Raw genomic sequence first — 19255 nt, 5'->3', positions numbered from 1 at the left:
ATCCGATGGCCGCCGTCTTCCTGACCACGCGGCACTGATCTATGCTCCGATGGCGATCCTGCCTTCTTCGGCAGGCCCCGGATCGCGCAAGACATATCCACGCCCCCATACGGTCTCGATATAGTTCTCGCCTCCCAGAGCCTCGGACAGCTTCTTGCGCAGCTTGCAGATGAAGACATCAATGATCTTCAGTTCGGGCTCATCCATTCCGCCGTAAAGGTGGTTCAAGAACATTTCTTTCGTCAGTGTCGTTCCCTTGCGCAGGCTGAGCAGTTCGAGAATCTGGTATTCCTTGCCGGTCAGATTGACCGCCTTGCCGTTCACCTCGACCGATCTCGTGTCCAGATTCACGACGATCTCTCCGGTCTGGATCGTGGCCTGGCTGTGCCCTTTCGAACGGCGAATGATCGCCTGAATCCGCGCCTGCAACTCCTCGCGGTTGAAAGGCTTGGTCATGTAGTCGTCAGCGCCGAAACCGAAACCGCGCAATTTGCTTTCGGTATCATCGGAACCGGTCAGGATCAGGATTGGCGTATCGATCCGCGCCATGCGCAAATGCCGCAAAACTTCCATTCCATGCATGTCCGGCAGGTCCAGATCCAGCAGGATCAGATCATAGTCATACAGTTTGGCCAGATCGATGCCCTCTTCGCCCATATCGGTCCGAAAGACATTATAGCTGGCCGCCGTCAGCATCAGCTCGATTGCACGTGCAGTGTTGGGATCGTCCTCTACCAGCAATATCCGCATGTTTAGCCCCCTGAGGTCATAGGTTCCGCAAAGAACATCGGCAAATATCGTTAATATGTTGTTACCGGAGAAAAAAAATCTATCAATAGTTGAATTACCCTTGCCGATAGCGCTTGGTCGCCGTGACTTTCAGTGCTGCGGGGCCATGCAGTTTCACGGCATTGATCCAACTGTCAAACTCTTCATCCGAAAGGCCATAGCGGCGCATGGCCTCGTCGCGCGACAGCAATCCATATTCAACCGCACGTACCACGATTTCCTTGCGTCGTGCGACCCATCGGGTCGTTGTGGGCGGCAAGTCAGCCATCGTCAGTATCTGGCCATTGGGCAAAGTCACCGTCCTGGGTCTGCTGGTCTTCTTCACGAACATTCCATCTGTCCTCTGCATCGCCAGAGATCATGCCACGACGGGCTTAAGCGCCCGTTAGCGTCGCAGGTTTTTTGGCCGGCCATGGGTTGAGAATGACGGGAATTTACCTATATTTTGTCTGAATTCGCGTCAAAGCTCCGAGACATCCAATGACAATGACCACCACCACCCGCGCTCCGGCGCGCGATATGCCGTTGAACAGCCTCGGCTTTGCCAAGCCGCCGTCGCAGACGCGGGTTGTCGTTGCCATGTCCGGAGGCGTGGACAGTTCGGTCGTGGCCGCAAAGCTGAAATCGGAAGGCTATGATGTCATTGGCGTGACCCTGCAGCTTTACGATCACGGCGCCGCGCTTGCCAAGAAGGGCGCCTGCTGCGCCGGACAGGATATCCATGACGCGCGGCGCGTTGCCGAACGCATGGGATTTCCGCATTACGTCCTTGATTATGAAAACAAGTTTCGCGAATCCGTCATCGATGAATTTGCCGATGCCTATCTGGCCGGGGCGACGCCGGTTCCCTGCATTCGTTGCAACGAACGGGTGAAGTTCAGGGATCTTCTGCAAACTGCGCGCGATCTGGATGCTGATTGCATGGCCACGGGGCACTATATCCAACGCAAGGCCGGAGCAACCAAAGCCGAACTGCACATGGCGGCAGATGCGAATCGCGATCAGAGCTATTTCCTGTTCTCGACCACGCAGGAGCAGCTGGATTTCCTGCGCTTTCCATTGGGCCATCTGGAAAGCAAGGCAGAAACCCGCGCCCTGGCCGAGGAATACGGCCTGGGCGTGGCGGACAAGCCCGACAGTCAGGATATCTGCTTCGTTCCCAACGGCAATTACGCTGCCGTCATCGAAAAATTGCGCCCCGGCGCCGCGGATCCCGGCGATATCGTCGACATGCAGGGCAATGTTCTGGGTCAGCACCGCGGCGTGATCCATTATACCATCGGGCAGCGTCGCGGTCTTGGCATCGGCGGACTGGGGGATCCGCTTTACGTCGTGCGGCTGGACCCCGATCTGCGCCATGTCGTCGTCGGCCCCAAGGCTGCTCTGGCGACGACCATCGTCCCCGTCAGCGAGGTCAACTGGCTGGGTGACACCCCGTTGACCGCCGAGATGCCCTGCATGGTGCGCATTCGCTCGACCCGCCCCCCCAAGCCTGCCTTGCTGCGGCCGCTGGACAACGGGCGCGCCGAGGTAGAACTGCTGGATCCCGAAGAAGGCGTCAGCCCGGGTCAGGCCTGTGTCTTTTACGAAACGGGCTCGACCCGGGTTCTGGGCGGCGGCTGGATCACATTGCGTCGGCGGCAAGCAGCCTGATCCGGTCCACCATGGCGCGCAGGCCATTGGACCTTTGCGCCGAAAGATGCTCATCCAGCCCCAGCCGGGCCATCTCGGCAGGGGCATCGACCCGCGTGACTTCCTCGACCGTCAGCCCTGAATAGAGCGCATGCAGGATGGCGATCAGACCACGCACGATCATCGCATCGCTGTCACCCTGAAAGTCGAACCGACCGTTCTCGATGCGGGGCATGATCCAGACCTGGCTGGCGCAACCGTCGACTTTGGTGGCAGGCACCTGAAACGCCGGGTCCATGGCCGGCATGGCCTTGCCCAGTTCAATGACATGGCGATAGCGTTCCTCCCAGTCATCAAGAAAGTCGAAAGTTTCTGCAATTTCTTCGAATGCGGGGCTGGCCATCTGCAATCTCCTTTTACGCAGACGGGTTAGCGCGTGTCTGCACCAAGGTCAAAGAGGCTTTCCCCCCGGCCCGCTTTCGCCTAACAATCCCCTCAAAAGCAAGGGATGTCGCCATGAGAAAACTGACCGTGCCACTTTTGTGTTCAGCCCTGTTCCTGACAGCTTGCGGTGACAGCGGCTGGAACCCGCTCGGCTGGTTCTCGAGCGAACCACCGCGAAGCACGCTGGAACCCGAAACAGGCTATGAACAAAGCAGCGAGCTTCGCCCGGTCATCGGACAGATATCTTCGGCGCGATGGGAACCTCTGAACGAAGGCCGCCTTCTGGTCGTGACTGCGACAACGCCCACCAAGGGTTATGCGTCGGTCGAACTTGTCACTGCAAGACCGCAACCGGCGGAACGGATCACCCCGGACAGTGATGGCGTATTGCGGCTGCGTCTGGTCGGCTGGCCCCCGGCGCCCGATGCGCCGGCGGGTCAGATTGCCCGACGTCCAAACGATCCGATCACCGCTGCCCTGGCACTGTCCAGCACGCAACTGGCTCCGATTTCCTCGGTTGAAATCACCAGCGCCACGAACACCGTCACCCTGCGCCGCTGATTGACATCAACGGCTTGCGCATGGTCGCACAAGCCGTTAATCCACCACCGTCGGAGGCGTGGCAGAGTGGTTGAATGCACCGGTCTTGAAAACCGACGTGGGTTAACGCCCACCGTGGGTTCGAATCCCACCGCCTCCGCCACTTATCCAGTGCAACTTCCTGTTTTAATTTAATTTTTCGCCCTAATGTGGAATTATTTCCCCCAAGACTTCCCCCTTTTTATTTTGGAACGTGCTGGATCATTTGAGCAATGACCCGATGGGATGAACTGCCTTCCTGCCAAGACCGCAGCTATTGTTGTGGAAACAACGGAGGGAGAGGAGCATTCCGATGGATATCGCAGCACTGGGCATCGATCTGGGGAAGACGACCTGCAGCGTTGCGGGGCTTGATAGGGATAACGCGGTTGTCCTGCGTACATGCGTCCAACGCCATCGGCTCCAGGCTTTCCTGTCGGGCCTCCCTCCTTGCATCGTGGCGATGGAGGCGTGCGGTGGGGCCCACCACCTTGGTCATTTCTGTGTCGAGCAGGGCCACGAACCGCGCTTGATGTCGCCCCAGTACGTCCGGCCTTACGTGAAGGTCCACAAGACCGACGACCGAGACGCCGAAGCCATCGCGGAGGCCGCAACGCGCCCTACCATGTCTTTAAAGCGCTCGACGAGGTCTTCCCGGGCACGCGTCACCAGAGGTGCTGGGTCCACAAGAGCGCCAATGTCCTGAACAAGTTCCCGAAATCGATGCAGCCCACGGTGAAGACCGATCTGCGCGAAATCTGGCAGGCCGAGACCCGCGCTGCCGCCGAGACAGCCATGGACACCTTCGCCGAGAAATACGGGAGCAAATACGAGAAGGCGACCTGCCTGACAAAGGACCGCGACGCCCTCTTGGCGTTCCGTGACTTCCCCGCGGCCCACTGGGATCACCTGCGCACAGGCAACCCGATCGAGAGCGTCTTCGCCACCGTCCGGCACAGGACTGTCCGAACCAAGCGGGCGCTGTCGCAGAAGACCAACAAGCTCATGGTCTTCAAGCTGGTTCAGGCCGCTGCCAGGACGTGGCGCCGCCTGAAGGGCGCGAACCGGTTGCCAATGGTCATCGAAGGCGTCACCGTCACTGACGGTGTCGCTGCAAAGGACACCAAAAACCGCGCCGCTTGATCAGGCCCCGTCACCCAAAATCCGGTATAGCTCCCGCCCTCACCGCGCCAGGCTATCTCGCCTCCTCATGAGCATGAGCCACCGCGCGTTTCCCTGGGCGCAGCGTTACCTCGTCTATTGGAGATAGCTGGCAGCGCTAGAGGCTGCGGGACCACAGCGCCCGCGTCATCGGCTTCAAGAACATGAAGCCAGAGCAAGTCTGACCGCTTTGCCTTCCCCAGCGCGACCGCCCATTTGGGTTCCCATCGTCCCCTGGGCACGCGGATGTCATCGCCGGCGATTGCATCACCATGGGGTCGCCGAAGGGAAGCGATTGCCCTTCGACGACTGCTTCACAGGATGATCGGAAAGCCGGACCTTACCTCATTCACCGGACCACTGGACCTTCAGGCTGTTTTCTGGTGGTTTGCTCGCGAGGATATCGGAAATCTCGCGCAGGGACAGCCTGTGTGAAACCGTGCGATCAATGTCATTGCCGATTTTCGATATGACCCCCAACGACCGGGGGATGTTGTGGTTGAGCGAATGCGATCCGGCAAGCGTCAACTGCCGACGAAACACCTCGAAAGGGGAGATTTCGATTCTGGCAGAGGACGGGCAGACCCCGAAAAACAGACCTTTGCCACCATTTGCCATATATGTCGGCAAGCCGGCTGCGACAGCCGGAACGCCAGTGGCGTCAACGACAAGATCGCCCCGGCGATGCCATTCCTTCAATTCGTCCGAGCCGGATGCCACCGCCGCGAATCCGAAACTGGACGCCAGCTCCAGCCGGCTTTGCGCGATATCTACGAAGGCAATATTGGACAGACCTTCCGCCCTGAGCGCCAGCCCCATCAAGAGGCCCATCGGCCCTGCCCCGAAAATCAGCGCCTCTTCCATCCAGGGCGCATGCACCGCGTCCAGCCCGTTGAGAACACAGCCCATCGGTTCTGCCAAAGCGGCTTGCATATAGCTCATCTCACCAATGGGATGAACCGCCGACGCCTTGACAACACTGCGTTCGGCGAACCCGCCATTCGTCGTCACGCCATAGGCGCCCAGATTTTCGCACAGATGCGCCCAGCCACGCTTGCAGGCACAGCAGGTCCCGCATTCAAGGTTGGGATCAACGACAACGCGATCCCCCTTGCTGACATTGGTGACGCCCTCCCCGGTTTCAACGACAACTCCGGCGTATTCATGGCCGGGAACGACCGGAAAGGCGCCGGTGCCATAATTGTCCTTCAACACCTCGTAATCGGTGTGGCAGATACCACTGGCCTTGACCTCGACCACGACTTCGCCCGCATTCGGCCTGGGGTCGGGCAAATCGGTGAATTGCACTGTATTCCTTGCGCTGAAAACAACGGCTTTCATTTATTCTGTCCTTGGAGATATGAGCGAAGGGTGGCTTCCAGACCATCCGACCAGATCAGCTTCAACCAGCGGACGAAAGCGCGTTGAAACGGGATGTTGTCTGCCAGTTCCCCGTAAAGGTCGCGTTGGTTCAGCCAGACCTGAGGATTGGATCGGGCCGCCTGCGCAGCCTTATTGAGTTGCGCCCAGATCGGGTCATTGGGCTGGATCGTCGTCCCGTCCTCACGCGTGCCCTCGCACATGCGCGCCCAGATCGCCTGCGACAGGGCAAGCCCCTGCATTGCAGCGCCTTTGGCAAGCGCGTCCCGCAGACTTGGCAGGATAAATCCGGTTTGCCGCGAGGATCCGTCAAAGGCCACACGGCGGACCGTATCGACAATCTCGGGGTTCGAGAAGCGCTGGCTGATCAAACCGGCATAGGCCTGCGCTGTCGTGCCCGGAACATCTGCCACATGGGGCGCGATCTCTGTCGTGACCGTCTTGCGAAAATATGCGCCGATCAGCGGGTGATTCATGCAGCCCGAAATGAATTCGACCGAGAGGATTTCGCCGGCGTCGGCAATCAATTGATGACCGCCGTTGAGGATGCGGATCTTCATCGCCTCGAAGCTGTAGACATCATCCGTGAAGGTCGCACCGACCTTGTCCCAATCAGGGCGACCGGCGCAGAACTTGTCCTCGATGACCCATTGACGATAGTTCTCATGGGTCACAGGCGCGGCGTCTTCGATACCGAAAGTCCTGACCAGTTCCAGTTCCTTTGGCCCGGTGGCCGGAACGATGCAATCCACCATAGAATTCGGGAAGGTGCAGTTCTTCTCGATCCAATCCGCAAGCTGCGGATCCGACATCCGCGCCAGCGAGACCAGCGTCTGGCGCAGGATCGCGCCATTGCCCTGCAGATTGTCGCAGCTTTGGCCTGTAAAGGGACCAAGACCCGCGTCCCGACGTTTTCCAAGGGCACTGATCATGGCCCCAAAGGCCGTGCGGGGGTGGTCCGGATGGGCCGCATCATGGCGCATGTCGGGGTGATCGGCGTTAAAGGCCTTGGTCACGGGGTCGATGTAATAGCCGCCCTCGGTCACGGTCAGGGAAACGATGCGAATGGCCGGATCCGCCATCCGGGCAATCAGGGCGGCGTTATCCTCTTGCACCGGAACGAAGCCGATCATCGCACCGACAATCTCTGCCGAGCGCCCTTTTGGATCCAGTTCGATAAGGGTCGTCAGGTAATCCTGCGCCGCAAGCCGTTGTCGCTGAGCATCATCACCGGGGCGGACCCCGGCGCCGATGATGCCCCAATCCATCGCCTCGCCTTGCTGCATCAGGCGATGCAGATACCAGGACTGATGCGCGCGGTGGAAATTCCCAAGCCCGATATGGACGATGCCGGGGGTAATGCGACTGCGGTCATAGGTAGGACGCAAGACGTCCTTCGGGACTGCATCGAGAGTGGCGTTGGACAACAGCATGTCAGCTCATCCAGTTACCGCCATCGACGTTCAACGTCTGGGCGGTCACATAGCGGGCCTCATCCGAGGCCAGAAAGACAACAGGATCGGCCACATCCCGCGGGTCGCCCATGCGCCCCAAGGGAACGGCCTCGGCCACTTCGCGCTTTTTCTGGCCTTTCGGCTTGTTTTCATAGGCGGCAAACTGTGCGTCGACCACATCCCACATGGGGGTGTCGACAACGCCAGGAGCAATCGCGTTCACGCGGATATTGTCCCTGGCCAGTTCCAATGCGAGGCTTTGGGTAATCGAGATCACGGCAGCCTTGGTCGAGCAATAGATCGCAATATTGGGCTCTCCCCGCCGTCCCGCCTGCGACGACATATTGATGATCACCCCGCCGCCGCGTTTCTTCATCGATGGCACAACCGCCTGACAGAGGAAGAGCGTGCCGCCGACGTTGACATCATATTGGCGGCGATAGTCCTCGGGCGTGATCCTGTCGAGCGAGGCCATGTTGAAGATGCCCGCGTTATTGACCAGGATGTCGATCCCGCCAGTTTCGTCCTCGATGCGAGACAGGCTGGGCGTGATCCCCCCGAAATCCGTCACATCCATCTCGACGGCCAGCCCGCCGATGGCCGTGGCGGTCTGGCTGGCATCCTCCAGACGCATATCGGCCACCACGACCTTGGCACCTTCGGCCGCAAGGGCTTCGCAAATCGCCCGACCAATGCCCCGGGCACCGCCGGTCACCAATGCGACCTTTCCCTTCAGACGTGTCATGCGATCCGCAGCCCCTGCTCGTCAAAGCGGTGAATATGCTGGGTCTGGGGCGTCAGATAGACGGTATCCCCATGTCCCACGCTCACTTCGCCGCCAGCACGCACGGTCATCGGGTCGCATCCCGGAATGCCGTGGATATGCATGAAGGTATCCGACCCCAGATGTTCCGCCACGCCGACAGTCCCCTTCCAGGTTCCTTCGGTTCGCGAGATGTCGATATGCTCGGGCCGGATGCCAATGGTCTGAGCATCATGTTTGGCAGCATCTGCGCCTTCGATCAGGTTCATCTTGGGTGAACCGATAAAGCTGGCGACGAATTTGTTCCGCGGTGCGCGGTAAAGCTCCAGAGGGCTGCCCACCTGCTCGATGACGCCCGCCTGAAGCACCACGATCTTGTCGGCCATGGTCATCGCTTCGACCTGATCATGGGTCACATAGATCATGGTGGTCTCAAGCTTCTTGTGAAGCTCGGAGATCTCCATCCGCATTCCGACCCGCAAGGCCGCGTCAAGATTGGACAGCGGCTCGTCGAACAGGAAGGCCGCCGGTTCGCGCACGATGGCACGGCCGATCGCCACACGCTGGCGCTGACCGCCGGAAAGCTGACCGGGGCGACGGTCCAGATAATCCGTCAGGTTCAATGCCTTTGCCGCGCTCTCAATGCGGCGGTTCTGCTCTTCGATCGGCATCTTGGCCATTTTCATCGGAAAGGCGATGTTCTTGCGCACCGACATATGCGGGTAGAGCGCATAGGACTGGAACACCATCGCCAGCCCGCGTCTGGCGGGGGGCAAAGCGGTGGCATCGGCGCCATCGATCTCGATGATACCAGAACTCGTGTCCTCCAGCCCGGCGATCAACCGCAGCAGAGTCGACTTGCCACAGCCTGACGGCCCGACGAACACGACGAACTCGCCATCTTCGATTTCCAGATCCAGGGGCGGAATGACCTCGACATCGCCGAATTTCTTCTGAACCTGCTTGAGCTGTATGCGTCCCATATTCTTGTTCCTTACTTCACAGCGCCGAAGGTCAAACCCCGGACAAGTTGTTTCTGGCTGAACCAGCCCATGATCAGGATCGGTGCAATCGCCATGACCGAAGCCGCGCTCAGCTTGGCGTAGAACAGTCCTTCGGGGCTGGAATAGCTGGCGATGAAGGCAGTCAGCGGCGCCGCATTCGCGGCCGTCAGGTTCAGGGTCCAGAAGGCTTCGTTCCAGGCCAGAATGATGTTGAGCAACACCGTCGAGGCAATGCCCGGAACGGCCATCGGCGTCAGGACATAGATCACCTCTTCCTTCAGTCCCGCCCCATCCATGCGCGCCGCCTCGAGGATCTCACCGGGGATTTCCCTGAAGTAGGTGTAGAGCATCCAGATGATGATCGGCAGGTTGATCATCATAAGAACGAATGTCAGCCCGGTGCGGGTATCCAGCAATCCGAAGTCACGAAAGATCAGATAGATCGGTATCAGGACGCCGACCGGCGGCAACATCTTGGTCGAAAGCATCCACATCAGCAGATCCTTGGTGCGCCGGGCCGGGACAAAGGCCATCGCCCAGGCGGCGGGAACCGCGATCACCAGTCCCAGAAGAGTCGACCCCACCGAGATCACCACCGAGTTCATGAAGTGGGTGAAATAGTCCGAGCGGGCCTGCACCGTGGTATAGCTGTCCATGGTCCATCCGGTGCCGAACAGAACCTCCAGCGGGGCCCTGATCGCATCCTCCTCGGTCTTGAACGACAGGATCAGGATCCAAAGGATCGGAAAGAACATCAGAAAGCCAAGCGTTCCGGCTATGGCGGTATTCGAAACCTTGCGGCGGTTTGTGACTGCGCGTGCCATAGGTGTTCCTCCTTATGCGTCGAGGTTCTTGCCGATCATCCGCATCAGGAAGAATGCAACGATATTGGCAAGGATGATTGCGACGACACCACCAGCGCTTCCGATGCCAACGTCATATTGCAGAAGCGACGAGACATAGATCAGGTAGGTGAGATTGGTTGTCGCCACGCCGGGGCCGCCGTTGGTGGTCACAAGGATTTCGGCGAAGATCGACAGCAGAAAGATCGTCTGGATCAGGATCACGACCGTGATGGCGCGCGACATGTGCGGCAACATGATGAACCAGAACCGGTTGAGCCAGTTCGCACCGTCCATCTCGGCCGCTTCCAGCTGTTCCTGGTCAAGCGATTGAAGTGCGGTCAGCAGGATCAGCGTTGCGAAGGGCAGCCACATCCAGGAAACGATGAAGATGATCGAGGCCATCGGAATCTGCCCGAAGAAATCGATCGGCTGGAACCCAAGTCCCTTGGCGATCTGCCCGAAGATGCCGTTCACCGGGTTCATGAACATGTTCTTCCAGACCAGGCCCGAGACCGTCGGCATGACGAAGAACGGGGCGATGACCATGATACGGATGATGCCCTGCCCGAACATCGGACGATCAAGCAAAAGCGCGAAACAGATGCCACCGACGGTCGTGATCGTCAGAACCCCGCCGACAAGGATCAGGGTATTCCACATCGCTGCACTGAAGCTGGGATCGGTAAAGAACCAGTAATAGTTCTCCCATCCGACGAAGGGCGTCTCGCCCGGCTGCAACAGGTTGTAGCGAAGGAAAGAAAAATAGACGGTCATGACCAGCGGCACGATCATCCAGCCCAGCAGCAGGATTACCGCGGGCGAGATCATCAGACGGGCCGAAGATCTGGAAGCTTTGGTCGACATTAGGTTCTCCCTCCCTGCGAAAGTTAGTGTTCAGGGAAAGGGCCTCCTCGGCTCCTTGCCACATCACTAGCGTTCAGCGGACGATATCTCGCGGGTCCAAGGCGCACGCCGGACCCGCGAGGAACGACGGTTACTTGATGTAGCCCGCCTTGGTCATTTCGCGCACAGCGAATCTCTGGCTGTTTGCCAGCGCTTCCTCGACAGTCGACTGCCCAGCCAGAGCTGCGGCGATCTGTTGCCCGACATAGTTGCCGATACCCTGGAATTCGGGAATCGCGACAAACTGGACACCGGTATAGGGGACCGGGTCGCGGGTCGGATCTGCGGGATCCACCGACAGGATCGCATCGACGATGGTCGTGGCGAAAGGTGCGGCTTCCAGGCGGCGCGGGTCTTCCTCGACCGATTTGCGCGTACCGCTTGGCACGGCCACCCAACCCTTGGTTTCACCGACTGCCTCGAAATACTCCTTGGACGTCGCCCACTTCAGGAAATCCTTGGCTGTGTCCACCTTCTGCGAGCTTGCGGGGATCGCCAGCGCCCAGGACCAGAACCAACCCGTTCCCTTGTCGGTCTCTTGCCTGGGAGCCTTGAAGAAGTCGGTCACATCGGCAACCGAAGAGGTGTCCGGGTTGCGCACATCACCGGCGGCCGAGGTCGCATCGACCCAGGTTGCGCATTTGCCGTCCTTGAACAGCGCACGGTTTTCATTGTGACCGTTCGCCGAGGCCCCCGGAGGGCCCGATTGGGTCATCAGATCGACATAGTAATGGATCGCCGCATTCCATTCGGGACTGTCAAGCTGCGGGTTCCAGTCCATGTCGAACCAATCGGCACCAAAGGCATTGGCAACGGTCCCGACGAAGGCCATGTTCTCGCCCCAGCCGGCCTTGCCGCGCTGGCATGTGCCATAGATCCCATTGTCCGGATCATGCAACTTGGCCGCGATCTCGGCAAATTCGGTATAGGTGATCTGCTCGGTCGGCACCTCGATTCCAGCCTTTTCGAAAAGATCGGTCCGGTAAAAGGTGAATGAGGTTTCGGAATAGAGCGGCACTGCATAGAGATGCCCTTCGGCGGACAGGCCGTTACGAACCAGCGGGAAGATATCCTCCAGATCGTAATCCGCATCTTCCGCGAAATCATCCAGCGGCGTCAGCCAGCCCTTGGCGCCCCAGATCGGTGTTTCATAAGCACCGATGAACATCACGTCGAAGGATCCGCCATTGGTGGCGATATCCGTCGTGGTGCGCTGGCGCAGCACGTTTTCTTCCAGCACGACCCAGTTGATCTTGTTCCCGGTGGCCTCCTCCCACATCGGGGCCAGCTCCTGCATGGTGATCATGTCGGCGTTGTTAACGGTCGCAACGGTGATTTCTTCGGCCCAGGCCGAGGCAGAAATCCCTGCGGTCAGCCCCAGCCCGACAGCCGAAGTCAGTAAAGTTCTCTTGATAGACATGGAGGCCCTCCCTTTTGGCACGTGTAAAAACTATGCTGGGACGCAGAGCCGAGTCAAGATATTTTACACGTGCAAAAACCGGGGCGATCTATCAATCTTCCAGTATTCCCGCCTAGGCCGACTCGCGAATCTTAAGACTCCCCCCCCTCAGCTTTTTGACACCATCCCCGTCACGGCCATTGCGCAGGCGGTTCACCAACAGTGACACCGCGTCACGACCGATTCCCTCGACCTCTTGTGCGACCGTGGTCAGAGCCGGAAAGATGTAACGGCTCAACGGATGATCATCATGCCCGGCAATTCGCAATCTGCCAAGCCCTTCTCCGGTTCGCGTGAAAAGACCATGGGTGGTCGCCGCACGAATGGCGCCAATCGCGACCCGGTCGTTGGCGCAAAGGATCGTCGCATCGGCATAGCGCCCCCGGCTGAAATGATCATTCATGACATCAAAGCCGAAGCGTTCGAACTCCCAGGACTCCATATGGGTCGGTGTTTCGATGACCCTGCCCTCGGCCCCGCATTCCTGCATCTTGCGGAAATAGGCATCCTGCCGCTCGACCGCATTCGAATTGAGCTTGGGCATCGCCAGAAAGACCGGAGGGGCGCCCGTCCGGCACAGGTATTCCACCATCACCCCGATACTGTCCATATTGTCGGTGCCAGCAAAATCGGCCTTCGGCAGATGACCGATGGGACGGGAATCCGCAAAGACGATGGGGAAATCACTGCCGATCTCCTTGAAGACCTCGAAATTTCCATCCGTGCCAAGAGGAGACACGATGGCCCCATCCACATTCATGGAACGCAGCTTGCGCAGCGCCTTCATTTCAGAGGTCAGATCGCCGTGCGAGCTTTGCGTGATCATCGTGAATCCCGCCTCGCGCGCGGCAACATCGATCGAATCCAGAAGGCTTGCGAAGAACAGATCCTCGAAATGGGGAATCACGACACCGATCATCCCCGTCGATTTCCGGTTCTGCCGCGTCGCCAGAAAATTGTAGACATAATCGACCTCGGCCAGGCGCTTCCTGATCTTTTCGGCCGTCGAGGGAAGCACGCTGTTCTCATCCTCGAAGAAGCGCGCCAATGTCGGCCGAGAGACCGAGATCGCCTGCGACAGTTCTTTCATCGTATGGATCCTGGGCTTGCTCATGAACTCTGCTCTCTTCTGTCGCGCTCGGTCGGGCAGGCTGTGACCAGCAGTATGACATAACTTTTGACACGTGCAAAAAGTTTATTTATACGCTATCCCGACAAGGGGAAGCGTCATGCACGAAACTGCCACCATTGCAACCGTCGGTGAAATATTGGTCGAGTTCGTATCGCACCGGAAAAATTGCGGCTTGCGCGAGATCAGCGACTATTCAGGCCCCTATCCAAGCGGCGCACCCGCCATCTTTCTTGACCAGGCGGCCAGAATGGGGGCCAGGACGGAGATGATCGGCGGCGTCGGCGATGACGGCTTCGGAAGGGCCGTGCTGGACCGGCTGACGACGGATGGCGTGGGCACGTCCGGCGTGACCGTCAGCCCCGATCACAGCACGGGCGTCGCCTTCGTCTCATATTACGACACGGGACACCGCGACTTCATCTTCCATCTGACCAATACGGCGGCGGACAGTTTTCTGCTGCCCGAGGGTCTGCTTGACCCGGCACGGACCTGCCTGCATGTTTCGGCCGCTTCGCTTGGCAATCCCGCGATGCGCGACATGATCATGACCACCCTGCGCAACGTCGATGAAGCCGGAGGCAAGATCAGCTGCGATCCCAACGCGCGCCCCGAATTGATGCGCGACGATGCCGTGCGCGAGGCCCTGACAGAGGCAATCGAGCGCAGCACCTTCCTGATGCCCAGCACAAGCGATCTGGACTTCCTGTTTCCCGATCTGTCCGAGGATGCCGCCATCGATCGCCTGCTGGCGGCCAAGGCCGAGGTCATCGTCATCAAGCGTGGTGCCCAGGGTGCCACGGTGGTCGGCAATGGCGCAAGGTTCGACTTCGCGGGGCATCCCGTCGACGAAATCGATCCGACAGGGGCCGGCGACTGTTTTGGCGGCACCTTCGTCTCGCTGATGGTGCAGGGTGCCTCGCTTGAAGAGGCCGGCCGAATGGCAAATGCCGCCGGCGCGCTGGCGGTGACCCGGCGGGGCCCCATGGAGGGCAATTCGGGCCCGGCCGAAATCGCGGCATTTCTGGAACAAAACGCGGCAGGAGACATTGCATGAGCCTGGTTCACGATCTTATTGCGCGCAATCGCGCGGGCGAAGCCATTGGGTTGCCCTGCTTCTGCACGGCGAATGAACATGTCCTGCGGGCGGTTCTGGCTTATGCGAAGAAGACCGGATTGCCGACCGTCATCGAGGCCACCTGCAATCAGGTGAACCAGAACGGCGGCTATACCGGAATGACCGCATCGGACTTCATGTCCTGGCTGAACGGCATGGCGGCCGAGATCGGCGTTCCGACCAGTCAGCTGATCCTTGGCGGCGATCATCTTGGCCCCAATCCCTGGCGCTCCGAGCCGGTCGATATCGCCATGGAAAAGGCCCGGGAACTGGTCAAGAGCTATGTTCAGGCCGGCTTCAGGAAAATTCACCTGGATGCCAGCATGGCATGCGGGGGCGAACCGAACCCCAGCTTCGAGCAGATCGCGGAACGTGCAGCCGACCTCTGCGCCGTCGCCGAGGCCCATGCGCCGGACCCTTCGAAACTGATCTACATCATTGGCACAGAGGTCCCCATCCCCGGCGGCGAAACCGAAGAGCCGGACGCCCTTGACGTCACATCCGTCGACCGCTTTCATGACACGATCAGCACCCATCGCGCCGCCTTCATGGCCCGCGGGCTGGATGCCGCATGGGAGCGGATCGTATCGGTCGTCACGCAGCCCGGCGTCGACTTTGGCCATAGTTCGATCTACCCCTTCGTTCCGGAAAAGGCCCGCCCCCTCAGCGCCGCGATCCTGACCGAGAACGGCCTGACCTTCGAGGCTCACTCGACCGACTATCAATCCACGCAGGCTCTGGCCGAACTGGTCAAGGCCCATTTCTTCTTTCTGAAAGTCGGCCCCGAGCTGACGTTCCGCTTTCGGCAGGCGGTCTGGGCGCTTGCCTCCATCGAAGATCAACTGGACGTCGATCAGCCGTCGCGCATCCGTGACATCATTGACGAACAGATGACGGCCAATCCCGGGTATTGGCAGGACTACTACGGCGGGTCCGAGGCAGAGCTACGGCTTCTGAAGACGCATAGCTACAGCGACCGCATTCGATATTACTGGGCAGACGAGAGGGTTTCGGCAGCCCTGGATCGGCTGATCAAGACCCTTGAAACCGCCCCGGCCCCGGAAACCGTGATTTCGCAAGCCTTCATGGGGCTGGAGTTCGGCGAAATACCGCGCTCTCCGCAAGAGCTGATCGAAACCCACGTGCAGCGTTGCGTGCAGCGCTACTTCATTGCAGCGGGACATGAGGCCACTTGACGGGGCTTTTCTGCCGCAAGCTGATCTGACTGCCTGCGCGATTGAAAATACCCGCTTCCGGGCACAGGAAAAAAACTGGCAAAACCTGAACTTCCGCGCTATAGGCGCGTCCATGACAGACAGCTTGCCCCCCTGCCCCGCATGTTCTTCCCCCTACACCTATGAGGCGGATGCCCTATTGGCATGTCCCGAATGCGGACATGAATGGGCACCCGGTTCAACTGACGAGGATGCCGTCGTGATCCGCGACAGCGTGGGCAATGTGCTGGCCGATGGGGACACGGTGACCGTAATCAAGGATCTGAAGGTCAAGGGATCGTCTTCCTCGATCAAGGTCGGCACCAAGGTGCGCGGCATTCGTCTGGTCGATGGCGATCACGACATCGACTGCAAGGTTCCCGGTTTCGGACAAATGGGGCTGAAGTCTCAATTCGTGAAGAAAGTGTCCGACTAGACAAGCGGCCCCATCACGCCGCGAAAGACGACTTCCCAATGTGATATCGGTGACTGCTCTCTGAAAACGAGGGCGGTCACTTTTTTCATGTTCATATGGGCGGCAGAAATCCCCCGCGGCGGATGCCCACCTGCGGCCGCCATATTCCGAGACGCGCCATCCGCCACGGATGGCCGATGGCGACAACCGCCCCTCATGGATTGCCGCAACCGGCCCCAATGCGAAGTCACCCCAACGATTATATTGGTGCGCGGCATTGAAACCAGCCATTTGACACCCATATACCATCCACATGGATGGAGAACAGCAGATGAGCAACGTCAGGCCGCTTCGGGCCAAATTTCCCGAGAACGAGAAGATCACCATCAACATGGGCTATGTCGATCTGGGCCGGATCGATCTTCTGGTGCAGGAAGGTTTCTACTCGAACCGCAGCGATTTCATCCGCACCGCGATCCGCAACCAGTTGGCCAGCCAGTCTGACACCGTTTCGAAATCCATAGAACGCCACACCATGGAGCTTGGCCTGCGCGATTATCGCGTCGCCGATCTTGAGGCTGTGCGTGCCGCCAATGAAATCCTGCATATCAAGGTCGTCGGTCTGGCGCGAATTGCCAGCGATGTAACGCCGGAACTTGCACGCGCCACGATCGGGTCGATCTCGGTCCTGGGGGCCTTGCAGGCCAGCGCCGAGGTCAAGGAAGCCCTGGCCGACCGCATCAGCTGAACAGATCTTTCAAAGGAAAACCAGATGAATGACGATTTTTCGGCAGCGATGCGGCGGGCCAGCGAACTTGTTCGCGGCGGTGACGCCGCAGGGGCCACCAGCCTGATTCAGTCATTGCTTGGCGGAGCTTCACCGACAAGTCCCGATCTCCAGGCATCAGCACCTCAGGCGCCACAAGGATTGGGCAAGGCGCTGGCAGAGCTGAAGGCAAGGATGCCGCGCGTCACCACGCCCGGTTTCACGATGCCCGGTCTTGCGACCCCTGAACCCGCGCTGCCCGAGGGCGCCCGATTTGATGGAGGCACATTCGCCTGCGCCGCAGGCAGTCGTGACTATCGCGTCTATCTGCCCCGACTTGACGGCGCGGCTCCGACAGGGCTGGTCATGATGCTGCATGGTTGCACGCAAAATCCGGTCGACTTTGCCAATGGCACCGACATGAACCGGCTTGCCGAAGAGCATGGGCTGATCATCATCTACCCGGCACAGGCGCGGGGTGCGAACATGCAATCCTGCTGGAACTGGTTCAGCCAGCGCGATCAGCAGCGCGGTGCGGGCGAGCCCGAAATCCTTGCAGGGCTGGCCTCCAGGATTCGCGAGGATCATGAGGTGCCGCATGATCGCATCTTTGTCGCCGGGCTTTCGGCAGGCGCGGCAATGGCCGTGATTCTGGGTCGCGTCTATCCCGATGTCTTCGCTGCTGTCGGGGCGCATTCAGGGCTGCCCTATGGCTCGGCCAGCGACATGCCCTCGGCCCTTGCCACCATGGCGGGCAATGCCCCTGCTTTGCCCCGCAAGGCTGAATCCACGGTTCCGATCATCATCTTTCACGGCAGTGCGGACACCACGGTCCATCCCTCCAACGGTCAGCGGATCGCGGATGACATCCGACCCTCGGGCACGGAAATACAGGACAGCGGAATGCAGGGCGGTCGACGCTTCACCCGAAGAATGGTTCTGTCCGAATCCGGCAGTTCGACCTCTGAGCATTGGTCGATCGAGGGCTTGGGCCATGCATGGTCGGGGGGCAATCCCGCCGGTTCCTATGTCGATGCCTCAGGCCCCGATGCCAGCGCCGAAATGTTGCGCTTCTTCCTCGACCTGCCCCGGAAAGGCAACTGACATGAGCCATTCACTGGTCTTTGACGCCGTATCCGAAGACAGCCCCGGCCCGAAATGGGTGGCGCGATGGCACAGATCCTGGCCTGCCTATCAGGCGTGGTTCCTCAATAGCGGTGGCGACAGCGGCCCCGATCGCGCAGCCTGCGAAAAGGCCCTGCGGCGCCATATGCCCGAACTGGTGCCGGTCCATGCAAGGCTGGTGGCGCTGGCCGGAGGATCGGACCGCGCGGCGCGTTTCCTGTCGACCTGGTGTCCTCCCAGCTATCTTGGGGGATGCTCTCTTGCCTGCGCCGTATCGGATGATGATGTCCGACTGCTGCGCAATTACGACCTGTCGCCAGATCTGAATGAGGGACTGTTGCTGCGCAGCAAATGGTGCGGCAAGCCGGTGATGGGCATGGTGGAATTTCTCTGGGGGCTGTCGGACGGCATCAATGCCGCGGGTCTCAGCATAGCCCTCGCCTATGGCGGGCGACAGGAAACCGGCCGCGGCTTCGGGATCACCACGATCCTGCGCTATGTGCTGGAGACCTGTGACACGGTGGAACAGGCACTGCGGGTCCTGCAGCGGGTGCCTTCGCATATGCCCTATAACGTTCTGGTGGCAGACGCCCAAGGCGCGGCAGCAAGTGTCGAGATCTTTGCCGGGGGCGGCGCCAAGGTTCAACCGCATCTCATCGCGACCAACCACCAGAGCGATGGCAGCCAGCCGGACCGTGCGGCTTTCACGAAAACCCATGAACGCTTCGATCACCTGGGCGAACTGTTGTCATCGACGTCCGATCCGGCACATCTGGTCCACGGCTTCACCCGCGCCCCGCTGAAACAGGATCGCTATGGCGAAGGCTTTGGCACCCTGTTCACGGCGGAATATGAGCCGCTGAAGACACGGATGACGCTGCATTGGGGCTGTGACAGATCCGTGCAAACGCTCGCCGCTTTCAAGGAGGGCCGCAAAGAAGTGCATTACAGCACGATGGCACCGGGCCCGGCCCGGAAGGATGATATCGACTGGGTCAAAATCGGCATGGATTACGCGGCTGGCCATGACATCGACTGGCGTCGCCTTGTGCCGGGATGGTGCGACGTCGCCTGAG

General features: G+C 59.8%; 19 protein-coding genes, 1 tRNA gene and 2 pseudogenes. 11 read left to right on the top strand and 11 right to left on the bottom strand.

The genetic code is table 11. The annotated features are described in order from the left end of the window. Positions 1-39: 39 nt before the first annotated feature. Together ctrA and sciP are read right to left on the bottom strand one after the other, a co-directional pair. On the bottom strand, positions 40-750 hold the full coding sequence (ctrA, locus tag JHW44_RS06800; RefSeq protein WP_089345409.1) for a response regulator transcription factor CtrA: 711 nt from the start codon (positions 748-750) through the stop codon (positions 40-42). Between the two features lie 94 nt (positions 751-844). Beyond that, positions 845-1120 (bottom strand): CtrA inhibitor SciP, encoded by a 276-nt coding sequence (gene sciP, locus JHW44_RS06795; protein ID WP_089345410.1) that lies wholly within the window; start codon positions 1118-1120, stop codon positions 845-847. Positions 1121-1275: 155 nt separating this feature from the next. Between sciP and mnmA the strand changes: the two genes are divergently transcribed. Continuing rightward, positions 1276-2442: a tRNA 2-thiouridine(34) synthase MnmA gene (gene mnmA, locus JHW44_RS06790; RefSeq protein WP_419182516.1), complete on the top strand. Its 1167-nt coding sequence runs from the start codon at positions 1276-1278 to the stop codon at positions 2440-2442. Here the strand turns inward: mnmA and JHW44_RS06785 are convergent. Continuing rightward, complete coding sequence (locus JHW44_RS06785; protein ID WP_089345411.1) at positions 2414-2824, bottom strand: SufE family protein; 411 nt, start codon at positions 2822-2824, stop codon at positions 2414-2416. The genes mnmA and JHW44_RS06785 overlap by 29 nt on opposite strands. Positions 2825-2937: 113 nt before the next feature. On the opposite strand from JHW44_RS06785, the gene JHW44_RS06780 reads away from it, so the two are divergent. The 4 genes and pseudogenes from JHW44_RS06780 to JHW44_RS06765 form a co-directional block, all read left to right on the top strand. Beyond that, positions 2938-3426 (top strand): hypothetical protein, encoded by a 489-nt coding sequence (locus JHW44_RS06780; protein ID WP_089345412.1) that lies wholly within the window; start codon positions 2938-2940, stop codon positions 3424-3426. Between the two features lie 52 nt (positions 3427-3478). Then, positions 3479-3568: transfer RNA gene (locus JHW44_RS06775), tRNA-Ser, on the top strand. Between the two features lie 189 nt (positions 3569-3757). Next, positions 3758-4072, top strand: a pseudogene (locus JHW44_RS06770) (IS110 family transposase); the annotation flags it as partial. Between the two features lie 2 nt (positions 4073-4074). After that, a pseudogene (locus JHW44_RS06765) lies at positions 4075-4587 on the top strand (transposase); the annotation flags it as partial. A gap of 363 nt (positions 4588-4950) precedes the next feature. On the opposite strand, the gene JHW44_RS06760 reads toward JHW44_RS06765, so the two are convergent. From JHW44_RS06760 to JHW44_RS06725, 8 genes are all read right to left on the bottom strand, one after another. Beyond that, on the bottom strand, positions 4951-5946 hold the full coding sequence (locus tag JHW44_RS06760) for an alcohol dehydrogenase catalytic domain-containing protein (protein WP_089345413.1): 996 nt from the start codon (positions 5944-5946) through the stop codon (positions 4951-4953). Further along, entirely contained in the window at positions 5943-7418 is a 1476-nt protein-coding gene (locus tag JHW44_RS06755) for a mannitol dehydrogenase family protein (protein WP_089345414.1), read from the bottom strand. Before JHW44_RS06755 ends, JHW44_RS06760 begins: the two co-directional genes overlap by 4 nt. A gap of 1 nt (position 7419) precedes the next feature. Beyond that, positions 7420-8184 (bottom strand): L-iditol 2-dehydrogenase, encoded by a 765-nt coding sequence (locus JHW44_RS06750; protein WP_089345415.1) that lies wholly within the window; start codon positions 8182-8184, stop codon positions 7420-7422. Next, positions 8181-9185 (bottom strand): ABC transporter ATP-binding protein, encoded by a 1005-nt coding sequence (locus JHW44_RS06745; protein WP_089345416.1) that lies wholly within the window; start codon positions 9183-9185, stop codon positions 8181-8183. The genes JHW44_RS06750 and JHW44_RS06745 overlap by 4 nt, the downstream gene beginning before the upstream one ends. An 11-nt stretch (positions 9186-9196) precedes the next feature. Next, positions 9197-10030, bottom strand: a complete 834-nt coding sequence (locus tag JHW44_RS06740) for a carbohydrate ABC transporter permease (protein WP_089345417.1) — start codon at positions 10028-10030, stop codon at positions 9197-9199. 12 nt (positions 10031-10042) lie between these two features. Then, a complete protein-coding gene (locus tag JHW44_RS06735) occupies positions 10043-10915 on the bottom strand; it encodes a carbohydrate ABC transporter permease (RefSeq protein ID WP_089345418.1) in 873 nt (290 codons plus the stop codon). 130 nt (positions 10916-11045) lie between these two features. Beyond that, positions 11046-12374, bottom strand: coding sequence for an ABC transporter substrate-binding protein (locus JHW44_RS06730; RefSeq protein ID WP_089345419.1), 1329 nt, complete (start codon positions 12372-12374; stop codon positions 11046-11048). Between the two features lie 112 nt (positions 12375-12486). Continuing rightward, the gene (locus JHW44_RS06725) at positions 12487-13527 is read right to left on the bottom strand and encodes a LacI family DNA-binding transcriptional regulator (RefSeq protein ID WP_089345420.1); all 1041 of its coding nucleotides are present in this window, start codon (positions 13525-13527) and stop codon (positions 12487-12489) included. A gap of 115 nt (positions 13528-13642) precedes the next feature. Here JHW44_RS06725 and JHW44_RS06720 point away from each other — a divergent pair, with 115 nt between their 5' ends. The 6 genes from JHW44_RS06720 (at position 13643) to JHW44_RS06695 (ending at position 19254) form a co-directional block, all read left to right on the top strand. After that, entirely contained in the window at positions 13643-14599 is a 957-nt protein-coding gene (locus JHW44_RS06720) for a carbohydrate kinase family protein (protein WP_089345421.1), read from the top strand. Further along, positions 14596-15855: a class II D-tagatose-bisphosphate aldolase, non-catalytic subunit gene (locus JHW44_RS06715; RefSeq protein WP_089345422.1), complete on the top strand. Its 1260-nt coding sequence runs from the start codon at positions 14596-14598 to the stop codon at positions 15853-15855. Before JHW44_RS06720 ends, JHW44_RS06715 begins: the two co-directional genes overlap by 4 nt. Positions 15856-15967: 112 nt before the next feature. Further along, on the top strand, positions 15968-16309 hold the full coding sequence (locus JHW44_RS06710; RefSeq protein ID WP_089345461.1) for a zinc ribbon domain-containing protein YjdM: 342 nt from the start codon (positions 15968-15970) through the stop codon (positions 16307-16309). A 310-nt stretch (positions 16310-16619) separates the two neighbouring features. Continuing rightward, positions 16620-17036 (top strand): CopG family transcriptional regulator, encoded by a 417-nt coding sequence (locus tag JHW44_RS06705; RefSeq protein ID WP_089345423.1) that lies wholly within the window; start codon positions 16620-16622, stop codon positions 17034-17036. A gap of 24 nt (positions 17037-17060) precedes the next feature. Continuing rightward, on the top strand, positions 17061-18158 hold the full coding sequence (locus JHW44_RS06700; protein WP_089345424.1) for an extracellular catalytic domain type 1 short-chain-length polyhydroxyalkanoate depolymerase: 1098 nt from the start codon (positions 17061-17063) through the stop codon (positions 18156-18158). Between the two features lies 1 nt (position 18159). Then, the gene (locus JHW44_RS06695; RefSeq protein ID WP_089345425.1) at positions 18160-19254 is read left to right on the top strand and encodes a C45 family autoproteolytic acyltransferase/hydrolase; all 1095 of its coding nucleotides are present in this window, start codon (positions 18160-18162) and stop codon (positions 19252-19254) included. The last annotated feature ends 1 nt before the right edge of the window (position 19255 follow it).

It is taken from the genome of Paracoccus seriniphilus, from assembly GCF_028553745.1.
Classification (GTDB): domain Bacteria; phylum Pseudomonadota; class Alphaproteobacteria; order Rhodobacterales; family Rhodobacteraceae; genus Paracoccus; species Paracoccus seriniphilus.
This window is presented reverse-complemented; position numbering and strand designations above follow the sequence as displayed.

What these genes read in the sequence shown, in the direction of transcription:
- ctrA (WP_089345409.1), bottom strand. Translation starts at nt 750, where the DNA reads ATGCGGATATTGCTGGTAGAGGACGATCCCAACACTGCACGTGCAATC.
- sciP (WP_089345410.1), bottom strand. Translation starts at nt 1,120, where the DNA reads ATGTTCGTGAAGAAGACCAGCAGACCCAGGACGGTGACTTTGCCCAAT.
- mnmA (WP_419182516.1), top strand. Translation starts at nt 1,276, where the DNA reads ATGACCACCACCACCCGCGCTCCGGCGCGCGATATGCCGTTGAACAGC.
- JHW44_RS06785 (WP_089345411.1), bottom strand. Translation starts at nt 2,824, where the DNA reads ATGGCCAGCCCCGCATTCGAAGAAATTGCAGAAACTTTCGACTTTCTT.
- JHW44_RS06780 (WP_089345412.1), top strand. Translation starts at nt 2,938, where the DNA reads ATGAGAAAACTGACCGTGCCACTTTTGTGTTCAGCCCTGTTCCTGACA.
- JHW44_RS06760 (WP_089345413.1), bottom strand. Translation starts at nt 5,946, where the DNA reads ATGAAAGCCGTTGTTTTCAGCGCAAGGAATACAGTGCAATTCACCGAT.
- JHW44_RS06755 (WP_089345414.1), bottom strand. Translation starts at nt 7,418, where the DNA reads ATGCTGTTGTCCAACGCCACTCTCGATGCAGTCCCGAAGGACGTCTTG.
- JHW44_RS06750 (WP_089345415.1), bottom strand. Translation starts at nt 8,184, where the DNA reads ATGACACGTCTGAAGGGAAAGGTCGCATTGGTGACCGGCGGTGCCCGG.
- JHW44_RS06745 (WP_089345416.1), bottom strand. Translation starts at nt 9,185, where the DNA reads ATGGGACGCATACAGCTCAAGCAGGTTCAGAAGAAATTCGGCGATGTC.
- JHW44_RS06740 (WP_089345417.1), bottom strand. Translation starts at nt 10,030, where the DNA reads ATGGCACGCGCAGTCACAAACCGCCGCAAGGTTTCGAATACCGCCATA.
- JHW44_RS06735 (WP_089345418.1), bottom strand. Translation starts at nt 10,915, where the DNA reads ATGTCGACCAAAGCTTCCAGATCTTCGGCCCGTCTGATGATCTCGCCC.
- JHW44_RS06730 (WP_089345419.1), bottom strand. Translation starts at nt 12,374, where the DNA reads ATGTCTATCAAGAGAACTTTACTGACTTCGGCTGTCGGGCTGGGGCTG.
- JHW44_RS06725 (WP_089345420.1), bottom strand. Translation starts at nt 13,527, where the DNA reads ATGAGCAAGCCCAGGATCCATACGATGAAAGAACTGTCGCAGGCGATC.
- JHW44_RS06720 (WP_089345421.1), top strand. Translation starts at nt 13,643, where the DNA reads ATGCACGAAACTGCCACCATTGCAACCGTCGGTGAAATATTGGTCGAG.
- JHW44_RS06715 (WP_089345422.1), top strand. Translation starts at nt 14,596, where the DNA reads ATGAGCCTGGTTCACGATCTTATTGCGCGCAATCGCGCGGGCGAAGCC.
- JHW44_RS06710 (WP_089345461.1), top strand. Translation starts at nt 15,968, where the DNA reads ATGACAGACAGCTTGCCCCCCTGCCCCGCATGTTCTTCCCCCTACACC.
- JHW44_RS06705 (WP_089345423.1), top strand. Translation starts at nt 16,620, where the DNA reads ATGAGCAACGTCAGGCCGCTTCGGGCCAAATTTCCCGAGAACGAGAAG.
- JHW44_RS06700 (WP_089345424.1), top strand. Translation starts at nt 17,061, where the DNA reads ATGAATGACGATTTTTCGGCAGCGATGCGGCGGGCCAGCGAACTTGTT.
- JHW44_RS06695 (WP_089345425.1), top strand. Translation starts at nt 18,160, where the DNA reads ATGAGCCATTCACTGGTCTTTGACGCCGTATCCGAAGACAGCCCCGGC.